General features: G+C 64.4%; 20 protein-coding genes and 2 pseudogenes. 14 read left to right on the top strand and 8 right to left on the bottom strand.

Annotated elements, in window-relative coordinates; translation table 11 throughout:
• Positions 1 to 166: 166 nt before the first annotated feature.
• Both ASF90_RS18465 and ASF90_RS18460 read right to left on the bottom strand, forming a co-directional pair.
• Entirely contained in the window at positions 167 to 835 is a 669-nt protein-coding gene (locus ASF90_RS18465; protein ID WP_055853520.1) for a hypothetical protein, read from the bottom strand.
• 968 nt (positions 836 to 1,803) lie between these two features.
• A complete protein-coding gene (locus ASF90_RS18460; RefSeq protein WP_055853960.1) occupies positions 1,804 to 2,691 on the bottom strand; it encodes a LysR family transcriptional regulator in 888 nt (295 codons plus the stop codon).
• A 97-nt stretch (positions 2,692 to 2,788) separates the two neighbouring features.
• Between ASF90_RS18460 and ASF90_RS18455 the strand changes: the two genes are divergently transcribed.
• The 8 genes and pseudogenes from ASF90_RS18455 (at position 2,789) to ASF90_RS18415 (ending at position 10,892) form a co-directional block, all read left to right on the top strand.
• Positions 2,789 to 4,063: an MFS transporter gene (locus ASF90_RS18455; protein ID WP_055853518.1), complete on the top strand. Its 1,275-nt coding sequence runs from the start codon at positions 2,789 to 2,791 to the stop codon at positions 4,061 to 4,063.
• Positions 4,026 to 4,443 (top strand): annotated as a pseudogene (locus ASF90_RS18450) (VOC family protein). The gene ASF90_RS18455 and the pseudogene ASF90_RS18450 overlap by 38 nt, the downstream one beginning before the upstream one ends.
• Before the next feature lie 519 nt (positions 4,444 to 4,962).
• Positions 4,963 to 5,844, top strand: coding sequence for an NAD-dependent protein deacetylase (locus ASF90_RS18440; protein WP_055853515.1), 882 nt, complete (start codon positions 4,963 to 4,965; stop codon positions 5,842 to 5,844).
• Positions 5,845 to 5,904: 60 nt separating this feature from the next.
• A complete protein-coding gene (locus ASF90_RS18435; protein ID WP_055853512.1) occupies positions 5,905 to 7,023 on the top strand; it encodes an NADH:flavin oxidoreductase/NADH oxidase in 1,119 nt (372 codons plus the stop codon).
• 39 nt (positions 7,024 to 7,062) lie between these two features.
• Positions 7,063 to 7,938, top strand: a complete 876-nt coding sequence (locus ASF90_RS18430) for an NAD(P)-dependent oxidoreductase (protein WP_055853510.1) — start codon at positions 7,063 to 7,065, stop codon at positions 7,936 to 7,938.
• Between the two features lie 206 nt (positions 7,939 to 8,144).
• Positions 8,145 to 8,537: an XVIPCD domain-containing protein gene (locus ASF90_RS18425; RefSeq protein ID WP_055853508.1), complete on the top strand. Its 393-nt coding sequence runs from the start codon at positions 8,145 to 8,147 to the stop codon at positions 8,535 to 8,537.
• 218 nt (positions 8,538 to 8,755) lie between these two features.
• The gene (gene purU / locus ASF90_RS18420) at positions 8,756 to 9,607 is read left to right on the top strand and encodes a formyltetrahydrofolate deformylase (protein ID WP_055853506.1); all 852 of its coding nucleotides are present in this window, start codon (positions 8,756 to 8,758) and stop codon (positions 9,605 to 9,607) included.
• Positions 9,608 to 9,752: 145 nt separating this feature from the next.
• Positions 9,753 to 10,892: an MFS transporter gene (locus tag ASF90_RS18415; protein ID WP_055853505.1), complete on the top strand. Its 1,140-nt coding sequence runs from the start codon at positions 9,753 to 9,755 to the stop codon at positions 10,890 to 10,892.
• Between the two features lie 242 nt (positions 10,893 to 11,134).
• Here the strand turns inward: ASF90_RS18415 and ASF90_RS18410 are convergent, their stop codons facing one another.
• From ASF90_RS18410 to ASF90_RS18400, 3 genes are all read right to left on the bottom strand, one after another.
• On the bottom strand, positions 11,135 to 13,084 hold the full coding sequence (locus tag ASF90_RS18410) for a choice-of-anchor X domain-containing protein (protein ID WP_055853503.1): 1,950 nt from the start codon (positions 13,082 to 13,084) through the stop codon (positions 11,135 to 11,137).
• 274 nt (positions 13,085 to 13,358) lie between these two features.
• Positions 13,359 to 14,243 carry a methylenetetrahydrofolate reductase gene (locus ASF90_RS18405; RefSeq protein ID WP_156364988.1) on the bottom strand — a complete coding sequence of 295 codons (885 nt, stop codon included), beginning with the start codon at positions 14,241 to 14,243 and terminating at the stop codon, positions 13,359 to 13,361.
• Positions 14,244 to 14,265: 22 nt separating this feature from the next.
• Positions 14,266 to 15,180: a LysR family transcriptional regulator gene (locus ASF90_RS18400; protein WP_055853500.1), complete on the bottom strand. Its 915-nt coding sequence runs from the start codon at positions 15,178 to 15,180 to the stop codon at positions 14,266 to 14,268.
• Positions 15,181 to 15,289: 109 nt separating this feature from the next.
• Between ASF90_RS18400 and msuE the strand changes: the two genes are divergently transcribed.
• The 3 genes from msuE to ASF90_RS18385 all read left to right on the top strand — a co-directional run bounded on the left by msuE (position 15,290) and on the right by ASF90_RS18385 (position 18,093).
• Positions 15,290 to 15,889, top strand: a complete 600-nt coding sequence (msuE, locus tag ASF90_RS18395; protein WP_115560497.1) for an FMN reductase — start codon at positions 15,290 to 15,292, stop codon at positions 15,887 to 15,889.
• A 160-nt stretch (positions 15,890 to 16,049) separates the two neighbouring features.
• On the top strand, positions 16,050 to 17,033 hold the full coding sequence (locus tag ASF90_RS18390) for a DUF1852 domain-containing protein (protein ID WP_055853496.1): 984 nt from the start codon (positions 16,050 to 16,052) through the stop codon (positions 17,031 to 17,033).
• A gap of 28 nt (positions 17,034 to 17,061) precedes the next feature.
• Positions 17,062 to 18,093, top strand: coding sequence for a methionine synthase (locus tag ASF90_RS18385; RefSeq protein ID WP_055853494.1), 1,032 nt, complete (start codon positions 17,062 to 17,064; stop codon positions 18,091 to 18,093).
• 204 nt (positions 18,094 to 18,297) lie between these two features.
• Here the strand turns inward: ASF90_RS18385 and ASF90_RS24350 are convergent.
• A pseudogene (locus ASF90_RS24350) lies at positions 18,298 to 18,450 on the bottom strand (porin); the annotation flags it as partial.
• A 376-nt stretch (positions 18,451 to 18,826) separates the two neighbouring features.
• On the opposite strand from ASF90_RS24350, the gene ASF90_RS18375 reads away from it, so the two are divergent.
• Complete coding sequence (locus ASF90_RS18375) at positions 18,827 to 19,564, top strand: SDR family oxidoreductase (RefSeq protein WP_055853490.1); 738 nt, start codon at positions 18,827 to 18,829, stop codon at positions 19,562 to 19,564.
• 101 nt (positions 19,565 to 19,665) lie between these two features.
• On the opposite strand, the gene ASF90_RS18370 is transcribed toward ASF90_RS18375, so the two are convergent.
• Both ASF90_RS18370 and ASF90_RS18365 read right to left on the bottom strand, forming a co-directional pair.
• Entirely contained in the window at positions 19,666 to 20,364 is a 699-nt protein-coding gene (locus ASF90_RS18370) for a YafY family protein (RefSeq protein ID WP_055853488.1), read from the bottom strand.
• Between the two features lies 1 nt (position 20,365).
• Positions 20,366 to 21,301, bottom strand: a complete 936-nt coding sequence (locus ASF90_RS18365; RefSeq protein WP_055853486.1) for an NAD(P)-dependent alcohol dehydrogenase — start codon at positions 21,299 to 21,301, stop codon at positions 20,366 to 20,368.
• Positions 21,302 to 21,905: 604 nt separating this feature from the next.
• Here ASF90_RS18365 and ASF90_RS18360 point away from each other — a divergent pair.
• Both ASF90_RS18360 and ASF90_RS18355 read left to right on the top strand, forming a co-directional pair.
• Entirely contained in the window at positions 21,906 to 22,499 is a 594-nt protein-coding gene (locus ASF90_RS18360) for a TetR/AcrR family transcriptional regulator (RefSeq protein WP_236699310.1), read from the top strand.
• 163 nt (positions 22,500 to 22,662) lie between these two features.
• Complete coding sequence (locus ASF90_RS18355; protein WP_055853483.1) at positions 22,663 to 23,523, top strand: oxidoreductase; 861 nt, start codon at positions 22,663 to 22,665, stop codon at positions 23,521 to 23,523.
• The last annotated feature ends 21 nt before the right edge of the window (positions 23,524 to 23,544 follow it).

The following is a 23,544-nucleotide window of genomic DNA, read 5'->3' as shown; positions in this document are numbered from 1 at the left end:
GTGCATCGAGCAGGTCAGCCAGCGGGTGTGCGATGGCAGAGCGCCGTGCTGTGGCTATCGCCCACCAGCACGGCAGCACGGCAGCGGGGTAAAGCATGCATGGTCGAGGTGACGGCGATGCGGCGCGATGCCGCCTTGTACTGCAAAGCCAACGTGGTGCTGTGACCTAGGCAGCCAGCAATTCCCAGCCCTGCGCATCGCGCAGCCGCAGGCCCGGCTGTGGTGCATCCACGCTGACGCGCAAGCCGTCGGCCCACGGCAGCTGGCGTTGCTGCGGGAACCAGCGCCGGCGCTGATCCACCACGATCAATAAGCCGTCATCGTCGCCCAGCGCGACAAAGCCGTCCACGGCCGGCGCAAACGGCTGCACGCCAAAATGATGGGCCACGCTGCTGGTCACCGCGTCGACGTTATTGCTGGGCAAGCCGATCTCGCTCAGACAAAGCAATTCGCTGCCATGAAATATGCCCTGGCCGGTGGGTGCGTCTTGCAGTGCATTGCGCGCAATCAGTTCGAGCACGGCGCCATCGGGGCCGGCAAAGTAGACCGAACGCGATTGCCACACGCCATCGAGCTGGAAGCGTTCCTGGCCAGCGGGATCGGTGAGCAGCGTTGCACGTGCGCCGATCCATGCCGCCGCTGCATCGAAGCGCGCAGGCGCAACGTTGAAGGCCAGATGCACGCTGCCCACAGGCTGCTGCGCCTGGATGCATTCCAGCGTGCTCCAGCCGATGCGAACGCTGTTGCCCGACAGTGGCAACTGCAGCGTATCTGCATAGAAGCGCAGGCTGAGGGTCGGATCGAGGCAGGGTAGAACAAGGTGGCGCAGTTGCATGGCGATACTTCTGTAGCGGGGAAGTCCATATTGAACAACCTCAATCATGGTTGAGATCAAGACCCCGTTGCCAACAAAGCGCTGTCGTCGCGATGGCAGGCCCGAACCTGATCGCACTAAATGTGACCGGAATATGTCGCATGGCGAACCCTTGGAGCATTGCACGAAGTTGCCTCCGTTTTTTTGCAGAGCCGTCAAGTAGAGTCCGGATGTGATTAGCGATTGTCACTGCGCGCAACAGCGGATGCAAGTTGCCATCCTTGGGTGGAACCCATTGCACAATGATGACCGCGATCACCGGAAGTCCCGTCAAATGGGTTTCTCATCTTTAATCGATCAAAATCCGGGAGTGAATAAAAATGAGCATAAAGAGTTCGTTTATGGCCGCCAGCGTGCTGGCAGCATCGCTGTGCTTTTTGCCGAGTGCCAATGCCCAGTTGAGCCAGGATTACCATGTGTTGATGGTCGGTGTTCCGAACAGCAGTAACATCAACTCAGTTTATGTGGTTGGCAGAGGTATCAATAATACAGGATTTGAAACGTGTATTAGAGTGACTCGTGGAAACGATCGTGGGGCAATCACGTGGGTTACACCTCCCCAATCTCTGGTGGCCAACGGAACACCCGTAACCATTCGTGGATTTACTTCAACTCGTTGTCTGAACGGCATCGTGCTACGTAGGATGTCGACTGTCCCAGGGTTTGACCGTCTTACAAATTTCTGGTTCTCACTGCGCTGATATCTGTCGCGCATATCACTGCTGCAGTCAGGGCATGTCGTTGGCAGCAGTGATACGTGGCAGCATGAAACTTGTTCCAAGCAACGGATTACCCTGGGGGTAGGCGTAAAGTGGCGAGCGCGGTGCGGCAAGCCAGTGCGCAGGTGTGGAAAGTGCCGCGCCCGCTGCCGGGCGCGTAAAGGGCGATCAGCCGCTTGAGGTCGTTGCGACGTCGGTTCTTGATTACATTCAGATCAATTCCGCCAGCCCCCATAGATGGCGCACCAGCGGAGCGCTGTCCAGCGCGCCCGGTGCAACCGCCAGGGCTAGTCGAGCGAGCGGCATGCGTCCTTCGATATCCAGGTAGCGCACGCCGGGACGCTGCAGTTGCGCGGTGGACGCGGGCACCACCGACATGCCGAGTTCGGCGGCGACCAGGTTGATGATCGACGACATCTGCGGCGCCTCCTGGGTGATCCGCAAGGTCACGCCCGACTCGCGGCACGCAGCGAGGATTTCGTCGTACAGGCTCGAACCGAAGCTGCGCGGAAACAGGATGAACGGCTCGCCGGCCAACGCCGCCAACGGCGCGCTGTTGCGGGCGGCCAGCGGGTGCGCCGCCGGCACCGCGATCTTCATCGGCTCATCGGCAAAGCGCAGTAGCTGCAGGTCCGGTGGCGTGCTCAGCCCGTAGCGGACGAACGCCGCATCCAGGCGGCCATCGGCCAGGCCCACCAGCAAGCTGGCGGTGTTGGTTTCTTCCAGCAGCAGTTCGACCTGCGGCCATTGCCGGCGGAAATCGCGGATCAGGCGTGGCACCACCGGGCTGAAGGCGGCCGAGGCGGTGAAGCCCATGCGCAGCCGGCCGGATTCGCCGCGCGCCACACGCCGGGCGGTTTCCGCGGCGCGCTCCACATCGGCCAGCACCCGGCGCACTTCGCCGAGAAAGGCCTCGCCGGCCGGCGTCAGTTCCGCGCCGCTATGGGTGCGGCGGAACAGCGGCGTACCCAGCTCGCGCTCCAGTGTCTGGATCTGCTGGCTCAGCGGCGGCTGGCCGATGCCGACCCGTGCCGCAGCGCGGGTGAAGTTGCCTTCCTCGGCAACCGCCAGGAAATAGCGCAGGTGACGCAGCTCCATGGTATCTGTTTCATATATGGCAACTGCCAGCATCATATATTGGACAGGGGGTGATGGCGGGCGAATACTCCCCGTCCCCGGTCTCATCCAGATACCCGTGCCTGCTTCCGATTCCCGCTCCAGCGCCCTACCGGTCAGTGCCGCCGTCCCCGAGCTCGCGGCGCCTGCCACTGGCCGCATCCGGCTGGCATTGTTCCTGGCCGGCTTTGCCACCTTCTCGCTGCTCTACAGCGTGCAGCCGGTGCTGCCCGAGTTCGCACGCGCCTTCGGCGTGGATGCGGCCACCGCCTCGCTGCCGCTGTCGCTGGCCACCGGCGGGCTGGCCGTGGCGATCTTCTGTGCCGGGGCGGTTTCGGAAAACCTGGGCCGGCGCGGGCTGATGTTCGCTTCCATCGCGCTGGCCGCGGTGCTGAACCTCATCGCGGCGTTCCTGCCGCACTGGGGCGCGCTGGTGGTGGTGCGCACCCTGTCCGGCATCGCGTTGGGCGGCGTGCCGGCGGTAGCGATGGTGTATCTGGGCGAAGAACTACCGGCCAACAAACTTGGCGCGGCCACCGGCCTGTATGTGGCCGGCAACGCATTCGGCGGCATGAGCGGGCGCATCATGATGAGCGTGCTGACCGACCACACCGACTGGCGTACGGCATTGGCGCTGTTGAGCGGATTCGACCTGCTATGTGCCATTGCATTTGTGTGGCTGCTGCCGCCGTCGCGCCATTTCGTGCGTCGGCATGGGGTCAATCTGCAGTTCCACCTGCGCGCCTGGGCCGGGCATCTGCGCGATCGCAATCTGCCGTGGTTGTTCGCGTTGCCGTTCCTGTTGATGGGCGTGTTCGTCAGCCTCTACAACTACGCCGGATTTCGCTTGGGCGGGCCGGAATTCAACCTGAGCCAGAGCCAGATCGGCATGATCTTCAGCGCCTATGTGTTCGGCATCGTCAGCTCGTCGGTGGCAGGGGCGGCGTCGGATCGGTTCGGTCGCGGGCCGGTGGTCAGTGCCGGCATCGTGTTGTGCGTGCTCGGCGTGGCGCTGACCCTGGCGCATGTGCTGGCGCTGGTGGTGGGCGGTATCGTGTTGCTGACGATCGGCTTTTTTATCGCGCATTCGGCCGCCAGCGCGTGGGTGAGCCGGCTCGGCGGCACGCACCGCAGTCATGCCGCGTCGCTGTATCTGCTGGCGTATTACGCCGGCTCCAGTGTGATCGGCGCGCTCGGCGGCTGGTTCTGGCAACACGGCGGTTGGGCCGGGCTGGTCGGCATGTGCCTGACGCTGCTGGCGCTGGCGTTTGCCGCCGCACACGTGTTGCGCCAACGCGCCGATGACGCACGCCCGTATGGCCGCTTTGCGCCGCATCCTGCGCGTGGCGAATGACAGGCGGATCGAGCGACTCGACCACTTGTTGCTCACCGTTGCCGACGTGCATGCCACCTGCGACCTTGATGCGCGCGTGCTCGGTATGCAGCTGGTGAGTTCGGCGACCGGCGGCCTGCGCTGGCCTTCGGGCAGCAGAAGATCAACCTGCATGCCGCCGGGCGCGCGTTCGACCCCAATGCACGCGTGCCAACGCCCGGATCGGCCGATCCATGCCTGATCACCGCAACTGTGCTGCAGCAGGCGCAGGACTGCATCGTCGCTGCCGGCGTCATCATCGAGCAGGTTCCGATCCAGCGCACCGGCGCAACCGGCGCGGTGTTGTCGGTCTCCGCCGCGACCCGGATGGCAGTTTGATCGAGGTCAGCAGCTTGCTGTAATGGCGGATTGCTGCCGCATCTGCGGACTGTGCGCTTGTGCGCGATGCTGCGGTTCTTCGCGCGGCCGAGGGTCTTGACGCGATGGCCGTCGTTCACCCGCACGTGTTGCGCGTTGGTGTCGCAGCGCCATTGCCAGATGGCGATGTACGCAAGCACCGGACCACGCTGCACACGCTTGCCTGCCTGCCTGCAGGCACGCGACGAGCGACAGGCGCAAACCCGCAACTGCATACTGCCTTGCCGCAGATGCGGCGCCTGAGTCCGCCGCAGGCGTCGGCTTGGAATTGGCCCGCACGGCCCCATCGTGAGCGACACAGCCGCTTGCTGCCTGCCGATGGACCTGCATCTGCATCCAGCGCAACGCACAGGTCGTACCCCTGTGCTGCAGACACCAGGTGGCGCACTGGCGCGCGTCGAGCTACCCACTGCCCGCAGTGCACCGGCTGAACGTGGTGCGCCGCTGCAGGCGCATCACGCCAAGGTGTTGCACAGTGATCTCACCGCTAACGGAGTTGCATGATGACGGGCCTGACCGACCATACCGGCGATGCGCTGCAAGCGTTCATCGAGCGCCACCAGCGCCTGTTCGTGCTCACCGGCGCCGGTTGCAGCACCGACTCGGGCATCCCCGATTACCGCGATCTGCAAGGCGGCTGGAAGCGTCCGCAACCGGTGACCTTTCAGGCCTTCATGGGCGAGCTGTCCACGCGGCAACGCTATTGGGCGCGCAGCCTGGTCGGCTGGCCGCGCTTCGGGCTGGCACAACCCAACGCCACCCATCACGCATTGGCCGCGTTGGAAGCGCGCGGGCAACTGGAAGTGTTGCTCACCCAGAACGTGGACCGCCTGCATCAGGCCGCTGGCAGCCAGGCGGTGATCGATCTGCACGGCCGGCTCGATGTAGTGCGGTGCATGAGCTGCGAGCGGCGCATGCCGCGCACCGAGTTCCAGCTGCTGCTGGAGCGTGACAATCCCGGCTGGGCCACGCTGGACGCGGCGCAGGCGCCCGATGGCGATGCGGATCTGGACGATGTCGCCTTCGAGACCTTCGTGGTGCCGCCGTGCCCGGTGTGTGGCGGCGTGCTCAAGCCGGATGTGGTGTTCTTCGGCGAGAACGTGCCGCGCGAGCGTGTGGAGCGTGCGTTTGCGCATTTGCAGGCCGCCGATGCGGTGCTGGTGGTGGGCTCGTCGTTGATGGTGTATTCGGGCTTTCGCTTCGTGCAGACTGCCGCGCGCAACGGCCTGCCGATCGCCGCGCTGAACTTCGGGCGTACCCGCGCCGACGACTTGCTCAGCCTGAAGGTGGAGCAGTCGTGCGCGCAGGCGCTGGCCTTCCTGCAGCAGTCACCAGACCCACTGCACACTCCGCAGGCCAGGTACGACAGTGCGCGCTCTGCATGACGCAGTGATCCATTGCAGCGGTTGTGCGGCGGCGCCTGGCGCAGTGCAATGGGTGTCCCCATGTCGCGTCTGGATGTTGCCTTGAGCCAGTTGTTCACCCCCATCGCCTTCGGCCCGCTCGCGCTCGCCAACCGTATCGTCATCGCGCCGATGTGCCAGTACTCCGCACAGGACGGCCGCGCCAGCGATTGGCACCGCATCCATCTGGGTACGCTGTCGCAATCGGGCGCGGGCCTGTTGATCCTGGAGGCCGCTGCGGTGCTGCCGGAAGGGCGCATCAGCTACGCCGATCTTGGTTTGTACGACGATGCCACCGAGCAGGCGCTGGATGAGGTGCTGCAGTCGGTGCGACGCTGGTCGCCGATGCCGATCGGCATCCAGCTGGCGCATGCCGGCCGCAAGGCTTCCACCGACCTGCCGTGGAAGGGTGGTGAGGCCATCGCCCCCGATCACGCGCATGGCTGGCAGACCGTGTCTGCCTCGGCACAGCCGTTCAACCCGGGCAAACCGTCGCCGCAGGCGTTGGACGAGGCCGGCATCGATGCGGTGGTCGCTGCGTTCGTCACCGCGGCCACCCGCGCCGAACGCCTGGGCCTGGAGCTGATTGAACTGCATGCCGCGCATGGCTATCTGATGCATCAGTTCCTGTCGCCGCTGAGCAATCAGCGCAGCGACGAATATGGCGGCTCGCTGGAAAACCGCATGCGCCTGACGCTGCGCATCTTCGACGCGGTACGTGCGGCGGTGTCCGAGCGCATCGCGGTCGGCGTGCGCATCTCGGCCACCGACTGGGTGGAAGGCGGCTGGGATCTGGAGCAGAGCATCGCCCTGTCCAAGGCGCTGGATGCACGTGGCGCGCAGTACATCCATGTCTCCAGCGGCGGGCTGGACCCGCGTCAGCAGATTCCGGTGCAGGCTGGCTATCAGATTCCGTTTGCGCAGGAGATCCGTGCGCAGGTCACGATGCCGGTGATCGGCGTGGGCCTGATCACCGAGCCGGCGCAGGCCGAGGCGATTGTGCAGGAGGGCCAGGCCGATGCAATCGCACTGGCGCGCGGCATCCTGTACGACCCACGCTGGCCGTGGCATGCCGCTGCTGCGCTGGGTGCATCGGTCACACCGGCGCCGCAATATCTGCGTTGCGAACCGCGCGATGCACGCGGCGTGTTCGCCAGCTGACGCACGCCACCGACGTCATACCGAAGAGGAAGCATACGCATGCCGATAGGATTTCTGGGGCTGGGCACGATGGGCCTGCCGATGGCGCACAACCTGCTGCGCGGCGGCTTCGAAGTGAGCGTCTGGAACCGTTCGCCAGAACGCGCGCGCACTTTGCGTGATGCCGGGGCAACGGTGGTGGATGCGCCGGTGGACGCCGCACACGGTCCGCTGTTGTTCTCGATGCTGGCCGACGACACCGCGGTTCGTCAGACCGTGCTGGACGGCGGCGTGCTGGACGCACTGCCAGCCGGCAGCGTGCACGTCAACATGGCCACCATCTCGGTGGCGCTGGCGCACGAGCTGACCGCACTGCACGCCGAGCGTGGCATCGCCTACGTTGCCGCACCGGTGCTGGGCCGCGTCGACGTGGCCGAGGCCGGCAAGCTCAATATCCTGGCGGCCGGCGATGCGGCCGCGCTGGCGCGGGTGCAGCCGATGTTCGATGTGCTGGGGCAAAAGACCTGGCACATCGGTAATGCCCCGGAGCAGGCCAACGCGGTGAAACTGGCTGCCAACTTCTGCCTTGCCAGCGCCATTGGCGCCATGGCCGAGGCCAGCGCACTGGCACGCGGGCACGGCGTGGACGCCACCCAATTCCTGGGCATGCTCACCACCACCTTGTTCGCCGCACCCGCGTACCAGGGCTACGGCAAGCTGATCATGCAGCGCCAGTACACACCCGCCGGCTTCACCGCCACGCTGGGGCGCAAGGATGTGGACCTGGCCATCCAGGCCGGCGCCGACAAACAGGTGCCGATGCCGTTGGGCGAACTGCTGCGCGCCAGCCTGGACGACGCCATCGCGCATGGCGATGGCAATGCAGACTGGGCCGTGCTGGCAGAGGTGTCGGCGCGGCGGGCAGGGCAGGCCTGATCGCCGCGCAGAGGCGCGCGCGTGTTGCGCGCTTCGCTTGAAAGCGCGGCGCGATGCGTCTTGCTCACCTCAACATGCAGCAGACCTTCTAAAATGCCGGCTCGTTACAGCCGCCGCTCCAGGGAGGATGCGATGCGACACCTGCATATCACGCTCGGTTCGACCGAGCGCACACCGCGCGCACTGACCTGCGCCGGTGGCACACGATGACCGCCGAGCCGGTCGTCAACCAGGGCCCGGTGGGTCCGGACCATCCCGAACATCCGGACCACTATCTGTTCGCGCAGATCCGCGAAGCGGTGGGCGTGCTCGATGCCGAGTTGAACAAACCCACCGACGAGGCCAGCGTCCGCATGGCCGCGCGCCTGCTGCCGCTGGCCAAGCAGCATGGCTTCGATCAGGTGGATTACGTGGTGCTCAGCCGGCACGTCGGCGAGGTGGGCGAGAACGTGTTTCTGGTGCGTGGCGAACTCTCCGACCCTGCGCATCTGCGTGCGCACATCACCACCCAGGAAGCGATGGAGACCTCGGTGGAGGCCTCGATGACGCAACTGGACGAGATCAATCGGCGACTGATGTTGCGGCTGCCGCCGCGCTGACCTTGATCGGGAGTGGCATGCGCATCGCGTTTGGCGAGGCATGCCACCAGCGCAACGCCTGCACTGCGCTGATCGGCCGATCTGCGCGCACCACGGGCACCGAGCCATCACGCATACCTGCAGTGCAGCTGCCCCGACGCTTGCACCACGTCGCAATGTAAAAGTTACCGACGCAAGCACTGCGCCAGCGGTGTCATCCATTGGCTATCATTGCGCCGATGCGCTCCGACTACATTCTTACGCTGTCCTGCCCCGACCGCACCGGTATCGTGTACCGCGTCACCGGGCTGCTGTTCGATCTTGCCTGCAACATCCTCGACGCCCAGCAATTCGGTGACGACGAAAGCGGCCGCTTTTTCTTGCGCGTACATTTCGACAAACCGCCATCAACCGACATCGCCACCCTGGAGCAGCAGTTTTCGGTGTTGGCCAACGCGTTTGAGATGGAATGGCAGTTGCACGACGCGCGTCGCCGCGCGCGGCTGCTGGTGCTGGTGAGCAAGCAGGGTCATTGCCTCAACGACCTGCTGTTCCGCACCCATAGCCGGCAGTTGCCGGTGGATATCGTCGCGGTGGTCTCCAACCACGCCGATTTCGCACCGCTGGCCGCGTCCTACGGCATTGCCTTCCATCATCTGCCGGTCACCGCAGACACGCGCGCCGAGCAGGAAGCGCAGCTGCTCGCCCTGGTCGACGACCTGCACATCGATCTGGTGGTGCTGGCGCGCTACATGCAAATTCTTTCGCCCGGCCTGTGCCGCGCGCTGGCCGGGCGCGCGATCAATATCCATCACAGCTTCCTGCCCAGCTTCAAGGGCGCGCAGCCGTACCACCAAGCGCACGCGCGCGGGGTCAAGATCATCGGCGCCACCGCGCATTACGTCACCGAAGATCTGGACGAAGGCCCGATCATCGAACAGGACGTCGCCCGCGTGGACCACGCCATGACCCCACGCGATCTGGTGCGCCTGGGCAGCGACACCGAATCGCTGGTGCTGGCGCGCGCGGTACGGCGCCATGTCGAGCATCGCATCGTGCTCAACGGCCATCGCACGGTGGTGTTTCGCTAGCGATAGTGATGCGTGTCATCCCATCGGACAGGGACGATTGCAGCAAGCGTGGTGCAGCAGTGGTCATGCCATGTTTCAACCAGCGAGCGCGCGCTTGGCGGCCCCGTCGCCGTTTCCGTTCGCCGCTCCCATTGGAATTGTTTGCATGTCGCTTGCACCTAGCTCCAGCGCTCGCGCGCAGCAATACGCCACGCGCGCAGCCTTCTTCATTCCCGGCTTTGCTGCAGCCATCTGGGCGGTGCTGGTGCCGTTCGCCAAAGCCAGAACCGGCGTGGACGATGGTGCGCTCGGGTTGATCCTGCTGTGCCTGGGCGCAGGCTCGTTTCTGGCGATGCCGCTGGCCGGCGCCCTGTCAGCGCGCTTCGGCTTTCGCATGGTGATGGCGGTGACGGCTGCATTGATCTGCATCAGCCTGCCGTTTCTGGCCGTTGTCGCCAACCCGTGGATGCTGGGCGCGGTGCTGTTCGTGTTCGGCGCCGGCGTTGGCGCGATGGATTGCGCGATGAACATGCAGGCGGTGGTGGTCGAACGCGATGCCAGGCGCGCGATGATGTCGGGATTTCATGCGTTTTTCAGCATCGGCGGCTTTGTCGGTGCCGGTGCGATGACGCTGCTGTTGTCGGCGCGCATTGGTCCGCTGAGCGCTGCGACCGCCGGTGTGATTGCCATGCTGCTTGTCGGTGCACTGTCCGTTCGGCATTGGCGTGCCGAGCGTATCTCCCAGCAGGGGCCGTTGCTCGCGCTGCCCAAGGGCATCGTGCTGTTTATCGGCGTTCTGGCGTTTGTGGTGTTTCTTGCCGAGGGCACCATTCTGGACTGGAGCTCGGTGTTCCTGGCAGATGTGCACCAGGTCAACCCCAGTACCGCCGGCCTGGGCTATGTGGTGTTTGCGTTGACCATGACGGTGACCCGTCTGTTGGGTGACTCGGTGGTGGAGCGGCTGGGACGCCTCCGTTCGATCGTGTTTGGCGCGCTGCTGGCCAGTGTGGGTTTTCTGGTGCTCACGCTGGTGAACCCGTGGCAGGCCTCGTTGGGCGGTTACGTGTTGGTGGGGCTGGGGTGCGCCAATATAGTGCCGGCCCTTTTCTCGCTGGCCGGCAACCAGACGCGCATGCCGGAGAGCATCGCCATCACCGCAGTCACGACATTGGGCTACGCCGGTATTCTGACCGGGCCGGCATTGATCGGGTTCGCCGCCCACGGCATCGGCCTGATCGGTGCCTTGATCGGGGTTGCGGTGTTGATGGTGGGCGTGGCGATTTCCACGCGGTGGTTGAATGTGTGAGTGTTGGGCGTCATCCGCCTGTCGTTGGTGGGTTGTCGGTAATGTGTCGCGCGTAGGCACGTTCCTACCAAGGGTGGAGCGTGGATTACGCCTCGGTGGGTAAATACTCAAAGCCGTAGGAGTGGTGTTGGCCGCGCTTAGGCGAGAGAGAATCAATACATGCAATACACCACGTGTTCCCATGCATGTCGCGATGGCCGACGCAGACGCCGGCCATCGCATTGCACACCGCTAGAACTGCATCACCGCGCCGCGTTGGCGTTCATCACCGCGTTGCGGTTTGCATCCAGATATTGCGCGGGGTCGCGCATGCCGGTGGTGTGGCATTGGCCGGTGGTGTGGCCGCGATTCACGCCGCCCGGCAGCTGCGCATTGACCTGTTCCACGGTGCCGTCTTCGGGGTCGTTCAAGATCAGATCGGACGCGGCGTTGCAGTAGTCGTTGGTGTACCAGTTGGTCTTGGCGAACGAGGTGGTGTAGTAGTTGACCTTGGCGCGTGCGTCGGCGGGAATACCGGCCAACCAGGCCTTGGCGCCGTCGTAGGTGAGGTCGGTGTTGGTGCCGCAGCCCACGCCGAACCACGAGCCCACCGCAGCAAGCACGCCCGACAGATTGGTGCCCTGGTAGGGCGTGCCCACCGACTGCATCACGCGCCCACCGGTGGCGTTATCCAGGCCGCTCCAGTAGTACGCATACAGATGCAGTGCGGCCATGCCGCCCTGGCTGTGCGCCACGGTGGAAAACGACGACCACTGGCTGGCGAACTGTGCGATGCGCTGTGCGAACTGGTCGTTGCTGCGATTTTGCTTGGCATCGAGAAACGTCGAGGCATTGGTGAACTGCGCCTGCGGCCACACGCCGTTGGAGCAATAACCGTGCACCAGCACCAACTGCGACCCGGCCGCCTGCGGCTGTGCCATCGCGGTGGCCAGCGTCGACGGACGCGGCCCCATGCGCATGCTGTCGTCGATCGCAGCGCTGGACCGCGCGATGCTGGCACGTCGCAACGCGGGCACCTGCAACGGCAGCGTGCCGGCCTGCACCAACGGGATGTAGTGGTCCGGGTCTTCGATACGCAACCCACGCAGCGTGAACGGTGCACGCGCGCCGGCACGTGCGATCCAGCGTTCGTCCAGGCTCAGCGGTAACTGCCCCTGCTGCGGCGTCAGCATGCCGCCGATCCACGCTACCGGCACGTCCTTGCCTTTGGCATCGGTGCCCCAGACCTGGCCGAACACCCGATAGTGCGACGGCGCATTGCCGCGTGCGGCCACCGGCAGTGCCACCGTCAGCCGCGTGCCTTCGGCAGCACGTGCGCTGAGCGTGTTGCCGAGCAATCGCAACGCGGTATCCAGCACCGGCAGCACGTGTTCGCTGGTGCGGACAAACGCCTGCCCGGCCTGGTCGTGGCCACGCACGATCACCTGCGCGATCCAGGTGCCCTCACGCGTTGGCTGAAAGTTGCCGCCATACACACCGTCGCCGGCGGCGCCATCGTTGTGCGTACCATCGTCAGCCATCGGCAGCACGCGCACGCCGCCTTGCGGGTCGATCACGCGCAGGCTGGCGTCGTCGATCTGTCCGGCCTGGCCGGCCAGCAAGGTTGCACCACGCGCGTCACTGCCACTCAGCATGGCGTTGAGCGTGAGCGACTTGCCCACCAGTTGCTGGCGGTCGCGCGGATACGAAGCCAGCTGCGTGCGCGCATCGCCTTCCATCAGCACATAGCCACGCTGCGCCACCGGCGATGCCGATTGCAGGGTCAGCGACCACGCGCCGTTTTGTGCAGTGTCCACGGCATAGCGCATGCCGCTGGTGCCGCTTTCTGCGCTGCCCAGTACCGTGCGTTGTGCCTGCACCTGGGGTGCTGCAGCAGCGCGCGCGCCGGCAGCGCGTGGTGCGCTCACCGCTGCATCCCACGCCTGCTCGCCCGCCAGCACCATGAAACGCAGGTGACCGTTTTCCACTGGCAGCGTGCCTTGCCAGCGCGCTGCAGTGCCTGCGGGCGTCAGCTCCACCGGCAGCAATGCACTCTTGGACAGGATCGCCGACTCGGCCGGGTCGGGCGCGCGCATCTGCGCAAACTCCTCCGGTGGGCCAGCGAGCAATTTGGGCTGCAACTCGGCCGCCGCCAGCGGCAGGGATACGAGCGATAGGGTGCACATCAGCGATAGCAATGACGGCTTGGGCATGGCGACATCTCTCCTTGGACGTTGCGGATGCAATGCCGCCACGCAGGGCAACGGCATCGGATGCAGCGCCCCCTCGCCGCGATTCGCCGATGGTTATACCTCGCACTTGTGACAGGTCTGCTGTGCGCTGCAGCACCTCACGCGTAGCAAACAAAACGCCAGAAATAGAAATTACAGACTGTGATCTGGGTCGTGGACATGTCGAAGCCACAACGCTTCGCTTGATAAAAGCCGGAGGTCTGCAGTCGATGTGCGGCGCTGAATTGGGCGGGTGTTAGTCCGCCCTGACTCGCGCGATGCTGGCGCGGTAGCGCTCCACCCACGCGACCGTCTGTGCGATCCCGCCGAAAGGGTAGAAGTGCAGGCTGACGTCTCCATGCGCTTCGGTGAGGCCAGTGGCCAGGCGATCCACAAAACGCTCCGGCCCTGCGGTGCCCAACAGCTTGCCGAGCGAGATGCCGTACGTGGACAGCATCGCTGTGCATGCGCCGACACCGCAGCGTGCGGCATAGCGTGCAAGCACCGCCACGCCAGCAGGACCGGGCACGCCCACGCGCACAGGATGTTCAATGCCGTGCGCGCGCAGCGCCTGCAACCACGTCAGCACGATGTCGGCATCGAACGCGAATTGGGTGACGATCAGCGGCGCCATGCCGTGCGCGGTGATGCTGCGACACTTGTGCTCCAGCACATCCCATCGATCGATGGCAGGCATGCTCGGATGCCCTTCCGGATGTCCCGCCACGGCGATGGTCTGGATACCCAAGCGCTCAAAGACCCCAGTATCGATCAGCGACACGCTGTCCGGAAACGGCCCGAGCGGAGCAGGCGGGTCGCCTGCGATCACCAGGCAGCGCTCAACGCCGGCTTCATCGACAGCGCGGCTGACGAAGCTGTGCAGCGCGTCGCGCGAGGCGATGCGGCGCGCGGACAGGTGCGGCATCGGCTGAAAGCCGAGGGTGCGCACCCGCCGAGCCGCAGCCAGCCGCGCGTCGTCGTCCTGATTGGGCAGGTAGGGGATGGCAATGGTTGCGCCACGCATGATCCGCGGCGCCGCGGCTGCCAGCCCGGCAGTGTCTTTTGCGCTGACTTCCAGCGAATAGGCGTCGGTGATGGTGCTGGCGATGGTGCGGGCGACGCCGGGCGTCTTGGCATCAATCAAGGGGTCTTGTCGTCCTGTCTCAGTGGGCTGCAGATGTCGTGGCGGTGCCAGTGGCAGGCTGCCGGGCCAGTTCGATGAAGGCGCGCAGATAGTCGATGGCGATATCTGCCTCGCGTGCGCCCAGGAAGATCTGTTTGGGGATACCGCGCGCACCCAGCCGCACCGGCACCACGTCCATCCTGGAGGCGTATTCCTCCACCAGCCAGCGCGGCATGGCGGCCACGCCGCGGCCACTGGCCACCATCTGCATCATGATGTCGGTGGTTTCGATGGCCTTGTGGCGCCTGGGCGTGACACCGGCCGGCAACAAAAACTGGCTGTAGATGTCCAGGCGATCAAGGTCCACCGGATAGCTGATGAGCACTTCCCGCGTCAGCTGCTGGGGCTTGACGTAGGCCGCCGACGCCAGCGCATGGCCCTTGGCCACAACCAGCACCTGCTCATAGTCGAACACCGGCTCGAACCGCAGCCCGGGCTTGTACAGCGGGTCGGGCGTGACCAGCAGATCGATCTCGTAGCCGAACAGCGCGCCGATGCCGCCGAACTGGAACTTCTGCTTGACGTCCACATCCACATCCGGCCAGGTGGCCAGATAGGGCGCCACCAGTTTGAGCAGCCACTGGTAGCAGGGATGGCACTCCATGCCGATGCGCAGCGCGCCGCGTTCGCCTTGCGCGAACTGCCCCAGGCGCTCTTCGGCCAGATCCAGTTGCGGCAGTACCCGGTTGGCCACCGCCAGCAGGTACTGGCCGGCCTGGGTCAGGCGCAGGCTGCGCCCTTCGCGCAGCCAGACGTCGGTGCCCAGCTGCTGTTCCAGCTTTTTCATGCTGTGACTCAGCGCCGACTGGGTCAGGTTCAATACGCCTGCGGCGGCCGTCAGCGAGCCTTGCTGCTCGACCTGCTGGACGATGGTGAGATGGATGCGCTCAAGCATTCAGATGATCCGAATTCATGGATTGTTGAAATAACACCATTTTACTTCATCGAATGCGAGTCCTAGCATCAAGGCTCGTCGTTCTAGGTCGCCCCGCATGACTGTCAACGTGCCACACCCGCTCCGTGTCGTCGCCGTCTCCGGCGGGCTGCAACGTCCCTCCAAGGCCGTCGCCCTGGCCGAGCATCTGCTGGGCTTGATCGCCGACGCAGTGCCATGCCAGCAGCATCTGGTCGAACTCGGGGCGTTGGCGCCGCAGTTCGCCGGTGCGCTCTGGCGCTCGCAGCTGCCCGCGACGGTGGAGCAGGAACTTGCCGCCGTGGAGCAGGCCGACATCGTGGTGGTGACCACGCCGGTCTATCGCGGTTCCTTTACCGGGTTGTTCAAGCACTTCTTCGACTTCATCCATCAGGATGCCTTGATCGACACGCCCGTGCTGTTGGCGGCAACCGGCGGCAGTGAACGCCATGCGCTGGTGATCGATCACCAGTTGCGGCCACTTTTCAGTTTCTTCCAGGCACGCACCCTGCCGCTGGGCGTCTACGCCACCGACCGCGACTTCCTGGACTACCGCGTGCACAACGAGGCCCTGGCCGAGCGCGCCAAGCTGGCGGTGCAGCGCGCACTGCCGCTGATCGCATTGACCCAGCAGGCAAACGCGCTCGCCGCAGAAAAAATTGCCGCAGAAAAAAACGTGGCCGCCGCCTGAGGGCCATTCGGCCCAAGGCCTGCCGCAATGCCTCTTGCCGGCCACAGGATCAGCCGGCGATCGCTTGCCGATCCGCATTCTCGGCGTCCCTCCAGCGCGCATCACTGCCTGTGCAGGGACGCGCGCTCGTCTCATCTCGGAAACAAGGCGTCAGCTCGCAATGACTCAAGAATTCACCTTCGGCATCAAGAGCCTCCGCTTCGACGAGGACTACCGTCCCGCGGGCAATACGCGCAACACGACGAACTTCGCCAACCTGGCCAGGGGCGAGCGTCGCCAGCAAAACTTGCGCAACACGCTTGCGATGATCAACAACCGCTTCAACGACCTGGCGCACTGGGATAACTCAAAGCGCGACCGCTATGCTGTGGAACTCGACATCATCTCGGTGGAGATGATGGTTGCCGGGAGTGAGCGGGGCGACGAGTTTCCGTTGATCGAGATACTGAAGACCAACATTCTCGATAGAACAACCGGTGCGCGCATCGATGGCATCGCAGGAAACAATTTTTCCTCCTACGTACGCGACTACGATTTCAGCGTGCTGCTGCCGGCCCACAATCAGGACCGGTCCGCATTCGGCATTCCGGACGATTTCGGCAGCCTGCATGGCCAGTTGTTCAAGCATTTCGTGAACTCGGACGCGTACAGCGCGCGTTTCGCCAAGCCGCCTGTCATCTGCATCAGCGTCTCCAGCAGCAGGGTCTATCACCGAACGGGAAACCGGCATCCTATCCTGGGCATCGAGTACCGGCAGGACGAGTTGTCATTGACGGATCGGTACTTCGAGAAGATGGGCCTGACCGTGCGCTACTTCATGCCTGCGAACAGCGCGGCCCCGCTGGCGTTCTATTTCTTCGGCGACCTGCTGGGCGATTACAGCAATCTCGAGCTGATTGGCACCATCAGCACCATGGAGACGTTCCAGAAGATTTATCGGCCGGAAATCTACAACGCCAATTCCGCGGCGGGGGCCATCTACCAGCCGAGCCTGACCCATCAGGACTACTCGGCGACCCAGGTCGTCTACGACCGGCAAGAGCGCAGTCAGCTCGCGGTGACGCAGGGGAAATTCACCGAGGAGCACTTCATCAGGCCCTACGGACATCTTCTCGCGCAGTGGGCCTCCGGCCACGCGCTCTGATCAACCAGAACCCAAGACATCGCCCATCATGAACAAGCTGCTCCCCACCTCTACCGCCGGTAGCCTGCCCAAGCCTTCCTGGCTCGCGCAGCCGGAGAAACTCTGGTCGCCCTGGAAGTTGCAGGACGAGGAACTGATCGAAGGCAAGCAGGACGCATTGCGCCTGTCGCTGCAGGAACAGCAGCACGCCGGCATCGATATCGTCAGCGACGGCGAACAGACCCGCCAACATTTCGTCACCACCTTCATCGAACACCTCAGCGGCGTCGATTTCGAAAAGCGTGAGACCGTCAGGATTCGCAATCGCTATGACGCCAGCGTGCCGACCGTCGTGGGCGCGGTGAGCCGCCCCAAGCCTGTCTTTGTCGACGATGCAACGTTCTTGCGCCAGCAAACCCGGCAGCCGATCAAATGGGCGCTGCCCGGCCCCATGACGATGATCGATACCCTCTACGATGCGCATTACAAAAGCCGCGAAAAGCTGGCATGGGAATTCGCCAAGATCCTCAACCAGGAAGCCAGGGAGCTCGAAGCTGCCGGCGTGGATATCATCCAGTTCGATGAGCCGGCCTTCAATGTCTTCTTCGACGAGGTCAACGACTGGGGCATTGCCACCCTCGAGCGGGCAATCGAAGGGCTCAAATGCGAAACCGCCGTCCATATCTGCTATGGCTACGGCATCAAGGCCAATACCGACTGGAAGCAGACCCTGGGGTCGGAGTGGCGTCAGTACGAAGAGTCGTTCCCCAAGCTGCAGACATCCACGATCGACATCGTCTCGCTGGAGTGCCACAACTCGCACGTGCCGATCGATTTGATCGAACTCGTCCGCGGCAAGAAGGTGATGGTCGGCGCCATCGACGTGGCAAGCAACACGATCGAAACACCGCAGGAAGTGGCCGACACGCTGCGCAAGGCGCTCCGCTTTGTCGATACCGACAAGCTTTACCCGTCCACCAACTGCGGGATGGCGCCTCTCGCCCGACACATCGCGAGAGGCAAACTCTCTGCCCTCAGTGCAGGCGCAGAGATCATTCGTGCAGAACTGGCAGCGCGGTAGCGCGCTGGTGCTTGAATGGATCGGCAGCCGGCGCAGTGGGGCCAGGCGCGCTCCATCCTGCCGAAGCAACGGGTGACCGATATCGGCGGCGCAACAACATCGCGCCCCCGCACACGCGGGCGCGATGGCTTCATCGGGTTGCAGGACGCGATACTTGATCTGCAACTGCAACTGCAACTGCAACTGCAACCGCAACTGCAACCGCAACTGCAACTGCAACCGCAGCAGGTCGCCTTCGACCACCGGAGACTGCACGGCGGTGACGCCGCTACGCTTGATCTTCGCGTACGCCAACACCAGTTCCAGCGTGTCCATCGGTTGTCATGGCACAGCGGCTTCCACAGCGTCCAGGCGCAGCGCATTGGGGGCGACCACCTGGTCATTGCCTGCGGCGTGAACGTCCACGCCGTCGGCATGATGACCGCGCGGCATCGCGACGTAGCCGTCCAGCGGAGCGCGCGCGGTGAGCGCAGCCGACACAGTGCCGACGCTGAACCTGCGTACGTCACTGCGTCCCGCGCAATTGCCTGCGTTGCATGGCATGGCTACAGTTGCGGGGTCGAAAGAGTGCAGGCCGGATGGTAGCCCGGTCATCCATCCGATCCGGGTGGCAAGCTCTCCCGCTGAGGGTATCCGCGACACCGAGACCGGCATTGCCGGAACGAGGTGTGCCCGGTGATCTCTCACGACCCATCATCGGCGCGCCTCCACTGACCCTGGAAGGATATTGCGCATGCAACTCACCTCACACACCCTCTTGATCACCGGCGGTGCTACCGGCATTGGCTTTGCGCTCGCACGCGCGCTGGTGGAGCAGGGCAACACCGTCATCATCTGTGGGCGCAGCGCCGCGGCGTTACGCCAGGCCAAGGACACGCTGCCAGCATTGATCACCCAGGTCTGCGATATCACCGACACGGCGAGTCGTCGTGCACTGGTGGACTGGTTGCAGGCACACCACCCGCACTGCAACGTGCTGATCAACAATGCCGGTGTGCAACAGCATCGCGATTTCACTGGCGCCGATGCTGTGGCCCATCTCGATCAGGAAATTGCCATCAACCTGACCGCGCCGATCCATCTGATTGCCGAGCTGCTGCCATTGCTGCAGCAGCAACAGCACGCGGCCATCATCAACATCACCTCGGGGCTGGCGTTCTCGCCGATGGCCGATGTGCCGGTGTATTGCGCCAGCAAGGCGGCGCTGCACTCCTTCACCCTGAGTCTGCGTCACCAGTTGAAAGGAAGTACCGTGCGCGTGATCGAGATTGCCCCGCCAATCGTCGATACCGGGCTAGGTGGCGGCACCCGCAGTGCAGGGACCGCAGCGCGCAACATGATGTCTGCCGAGCAGTTTGCGCAAGAGGCCATTGCCCAGCTGGAAGCCGGCAAGGACGAGGTGCTGATCGGCATTTCGGCCGACACCCGTCGCTTGGGTGAAGCCTTGTTCGAGCGAATGAATCACCGCTAGGTTGTTGGGTAACGTCACTGGTGGTTGTTGCATGTTGCACAACGCCACCAGCGACGTCTTGGCGACGATAGCGATCGGTGTCGCCGCTGCAGGTCAAGCGCTCAGCAATCGCTCTGCTTGCATGGATTGCCAGCGCTAGCCCGCCATTGCTTCACCAGTTGGCGGCGATTGCGTTGATACTGCTCCTGCAGATAATCGATCCTGTCGATAGAGTCTGCGTGGAAGATGCGGAAATCACCGCACGCTTCGCACCACGCGGCGACATGCCACCGTGCGTCGACCAGGCCCAGCATGATCGGCCAGATCGTGCGCTCCGACACTACGCCGGTCTTGCTCGTATAGCCGATCTGCAACTTGCGTTGTGCATGCAGCGCCTTGCGGATTTTTCCAAGGTCGACGATTGCTTCTGGCCGCCGTGCCCGGCTGATGTACAGCACGTTGTCGTCCAGTGCCAGGCGCACCTCCTGCGAGATCACCCCGTCGAGTTTTGCCAGTGCGTTCTGCACTGCCTGCGTCATCGCATCGTCGCTCTGGCTGCTGACCCACTGCGCGCCGGTGACCAGCGCGCGGATTTCTTCCTCGGTGAAGGAGAGCGGCGGAAGCACAAAGCCTGGTCTCAGGATGTAGCCCACGCCCGCTTCGCCTTCGACATCGGCACCCATCGCCTGCAAGGTCGCAATGTCGCGCCGGATCGTGCGCAACGAGACGCCAAGCTCTTGTGCGAGCGTGCTGCCGGACACGGTTCCCCGGTGTCGACGCAACACTTGCAAGAGATCGAACAGGCGCTGGCTACGCGACATGTCAGTCCATTCTGACCAGGCCCTTGCCCGGACGCTTCTGGCCGGATTCAAGGGTATTCATCAAGCCGATGGCACCTTCCAGCGGAACGATCTCGCCGATCGGCAGGCCGAAGGTTCCCGCTTCCGCAGCGCTGGCGAGGTAAGCCAGGATGGCGCTGGACGGCTTGCCGATCACCAGCTTGAAGCGGCGGTCCACCACGGCGCGGACAAACTTTCCCAGGTCGGGCTCCAGATCCAGGAAGCTGCCGCGCTTGTCGCGCAACAACGCCAATCCCGTAGCAGCTTTCATGACGGCCGAGGTGTCGAAGATGACGTCGAAGCGCTCATGGATGTCTTCCGGTCGGGTCACCCTGTAATCGTAGACCTGTTTCAGGCCCAGCGATCTGGCCCGCTCCATCGACCCCGCGCTACAACTCCCGGACACGGTTGCACCCAAGAGCTGCGCCAGCTGCACCGCCGCTTCGCCCACCGCGCCGGCGCAGCCGTTGACGAACACATGCTGGCCTTTCTTCAGCGCCGCCTTGTCGACCAGGCCATTCCACGCGGTGACTCCGGGCGTGCCCAGGCACGCGGCGTTTTCATAGGAGACGTTATCGGGTTTCTTGACCAGGCTCTCTTCGGTGGTGATCACCGCTTCGCCCAATGCGCCGCACTCCTTGAAGCGCGCCAGGCCGAACACCGCATCGCCGGGCTTGAAGCGGGTAACGCCTTCGCCCACCGCGAGCACTACGCCCGACAGATCCATGCCCATCGCACGCGGAAACGTCCTCCCGGTCACGATCTTCATGACGCCGTTGCGCATCTTCCAGTCGACCGGATTGATCGCGGCGTACTTCACCTTCACTGCGACCTGGCCCTTTGCCGGCGCAGCAAGCGTGAACTCGGCCAGCTGCATGACGTCCTGGCCACCATAGCGGTTGTATTGAAGGCGCTTCATTGGCGCAGTGCTCCGGTGGCAGCGGCACATGTGGATGTGACCTTGCAGGCGAGAAGCACGTGTCGTCGGTCGACCGGGTTGCCGGGATGGGCGGCAGGCCCGGTTCGGTGGCCAACAAAAGGCCGGCCAGCGCTGGGGAACACAAACGTGACCGGACGCGAGGGCATCAGTGTGGGCGCGTGGGCATCGAGCGCGCTTGGAGCTGCAGGGTCGGTCGGGCGGGAGCGGGTGATGATGGTCACCAGGACATTCCTCGGAGTGGGCGCCCAGTCTAGGAAGCGGTGGTGACAGATTTTGTCACCATGCTTTTCGCCCGATCGCGGATGCGCAACCGCCGTCGCCAGCGCCGGCATCGCGTGACTTCACGGCACACCCGCGCAGCCCGACCCGCGCGAGCCAACCTCGCCATTCTGTCTGTCAGACAGCCGCGCGTGCTGCCAGGCCAGCGCTCCATGGAAGCGTGCGACTGCCACTCCCGTTCCCTTGTCCGTGCAGTCGCGGTGCCGTTCGATCCTGAAAGCGGGCAGTGCCCCGTGTTCTACCGCTCGTCGGACAGCCGCCGTTGCGGCTTCCATCGCGACCGATCTTATGTATGATGACCATCATGAAAAACACCTCGCCACGCTCCCGCGCATCGTCAGGCCGCAAGGCCGATAGCCATGCACGCATCGTCGAAGTCGCTGCGCGTGCGATCCGGCGTACCGGCTACGACGGCACCGGCGTGGCCGACATCATGAAAGAGGCCGGCCTGACCCACGGCGGCTTCTACGCGCATTTCTCTTCGCGCGATGCGCTGCTTGCCGAGGCTGCCGACCATGCCGGCGCGCAGACGGTGGCCAACTCTGCGCGGATCGCTGCCGCCGTGCCGCCGGAGCAGGCGGCGCAGGCACTGATGCGGGCGTATCTGTCCGATGGGCACGTCAAAAACGTCGAATCCGGCTGCCCAATCGCCGCGCTGGGTTCGGAGATGCCGCGTCAGGCACCGGCGGTGCGCCAGGTGGCGACGCGTCGCATCAAGGAGATGATCGACCTGGCCGCGCGCCAATCGCCGGACTGGGGAACGCCGCAGGCGCATGCGCGTGCGCTGGTGACCGTCTGCGCCATGGCCGGCACCTTGATGCTGGCGCGTGCCGTGGACGACCCCGCATTGTCGGCCGCGATGCGTGAGGCGGCACTCGAACACTTCGGCGCAGCCTGAGCAAAACGCTCGGGTTGATCGTTGTTCAAAAATATGATGTTCGTAATATTTTAGACGTACAGATCGCAGTCCGCCGCAGCCGCGGCTCTCCACCACCACCACCGCGTGCGACGGCAGCCCCTCATTGGCTTGCCGGCACCCATCACTCGAGACAGAGACACCCATGAACAGCAAGATCGCACTCGTCACCGGAGCCTCCTCCGGTATCGGCGAAGCCACCGCCGCCCACCTGGCCAAGGCCGGCTACACCGTCTATGGCACCAGCCGCCGCGGTGGCCGCTCCAGCACGCCCGGCGTGCAGATGCTGTCGCTGGATGTCACCAACGACGAGTCGGTGGCCACCGCCATCGATACCTTGCTGCGCAAGGAAGGCCGCCTGGACCTGTTGGTCAACAATGCCGGCTTCAGCGTTGCACCGGCCGCGGCAGAGGAGAGCTCCATCGCGCAGGCGCAGTCGGTGTTCGACACCAACTTCTTCGGCACCGTGCGTATGAGCAATGCGGTGATCGGCCAGATGCGCAAGCAAGGCAGCGGGCGCATCCTCAATATCGGCTCGGTGCTGGGGCTGGTGCCGATTCCGTATACGGCGATGTATGTGGCCAGCAAGCATGCCGTCGAGGGTTACAGCGAATCGCTGGATCACGAATTGCGCGATTGGGGCATCCGGGTGTCGGTGATCGAGCCGGCCTACACCAGGACGCCGTTCGACGCCAATGCGCTGCAACCGGATGCTCCGTTGGAGATCTATCGGGACATGCGCGCGCATTTGGCCGCACACGTCGCACAGGTGATGCAAAAGGCCGATGCGCCCAGCGTGGTGGCCGAGGTGGTGCTCAAGGCAGCGCAGGATCCGCAACCGAAGGTGCGCTACACCGCCGGCAAGGTGGCCAAGCAGATGAGCCTGCTGCGTCGCCTGTTGCCCAACCGCATGCTCGGCAATGCGCTGCGCAAGGAACTCAAGCTGGATCAGGTTGCATCGCCAGCGCGCGCCAGCGGCTCGGCTGCTGCCGGAGCACGCGCATGATGCACACGATTGATCGCACCG

This window comes from Xanthomonas sp. Leaf148 (genome assembly GCF_001423585.1).
Lineage (GTDB): Bacteria > Pseudomonadota > Gammaproteobacteria > Xanthomonadales > Xanthomonadaceae > Xanthomonas.
The sequence above is the reverse complement of the archived record's forward strand: the minus strand, read 5'-3'. Positions and strand labels throughout refer to the sequence as shown.

Bases quoted from the DNA above. Each gene is read 5' to 3' on its own strand.
- ASF90_RS18465 (WP_055853520.1), bottom strand. From the start codon at position 835: ATGCAACTGCGCCACCTTGTTCTACCCTGCCTCGATCCGACCCTCAGC.
- ASF90_RS18460 (WP_055853960.1), bottom strand. From the start codon at position 2,691: ATGGAGCTGCGTCACCTGCGCTATTTCCTGGCGGTTGCCGAGGAAGGC.
- ASF90_RS18440 (WP_055853515.1), top strand. From the start codon at position 4,963: ATGACGGGCCTGACCGACCATACCGGCGATGCGCTGCAAGCGTTCATC.
- ASF90_RS18435 (WP_055853512.1), top strand. From the start codon at position 5,905: ATGTCGCGTCTGGATGTTGCCTTGAGCCAGTTGTTCACCCCCATCGCC.
- ASF90_RS18430 (WP_055853510.1), top strand. From the start codon at position 7,063: ATGCCGATAGGATTTCTGGGGCTGGGCACGATGGGCCTGCCGATGGCG.
- ASF90_RS18425 (WP_055853508.1), top strand. From the start codon at position 8,145: ATGACCGCCGAGCCGGTCGTCAACCAGGGCCCGGTGGGTCCGGACCAT.
- purU (WP_055853506.1), top strand. From the start codon at position 8,756: ATGCGCTCCGACTACATTCTTACGCTGTCCTGCCCCGACCGCACCGGT.
- ASF90_RS18415 (WP_055853505.1), top strand. From the start codon at position 9,753: ATGTCGCTTGCACCTAGCTCCAGCGCTCGCGCGCAGCAATACGCCACG.
- ASF90_RS18410 (WP_055853503.1), bottom strand. From the start codon at position 13,084: ATGCCCAAGCCGTCATTGCTATCGCTGATGTGCACCCTATCGCTCGTA.
- ASF90_RS18400 (WP_055853500.1), bottom strand. From the start codon at position 15,180: ATGCTTGAGCGCATCCATCTCACCATCGTCCAGCAGGTCGAGCAGCAA.
- ASF90_RS18390 (WP_055853496.1), top strand. From the start codon at position 16,050: ATGACTCAAGAATTCACCTTCGGCATCAAGAGCCTCCGCTTCGACGAG.
- ASF90_RS18385 (WP_055853494.1), top strand. From the start codon at position 17,062: ATGAACAAGCTGCTCCCCACCTCTACCGCCGGTAGCCTGCCCAAGCCT.
- ASF90_RS18375 (WP_055853490.1), top strand. From the start codon at position 18,827: ATGCAACTCACCTCACACACCCTCTTGATCACCGGCGGTGCTACCGGC.
- ASF90_RS18370 (WP_055853488.1), bottom strand. From the start codon at position 20,364: ATGTCGCGTAGCCAGCGCCTGTTCGATCTCTTGCAAGTGTTGCGTCGA.
- ASF90_RS18365 (WP_055853486.1), bottom strand. From the start codon at position 21,301: ATGAAGCGCCTTCAATACAACCGCTATGGTGGCCAGGACGTCATGCAG.
- ASF90_RS18360 (WP_236699310.1), top strand. From the start codon at position 21,906: ATGAAAAACACCTCGCCACGCTCCCGCGCATCGTCAGGCCGCAAGGCC.
- ASF90_RS18355 (WP_055853483.1), top strand. From the start codon at position 22,663: ATGAACAGCAAGATCGCACTCGTCACCGGAGCCTCCTCCGGTATCGGC.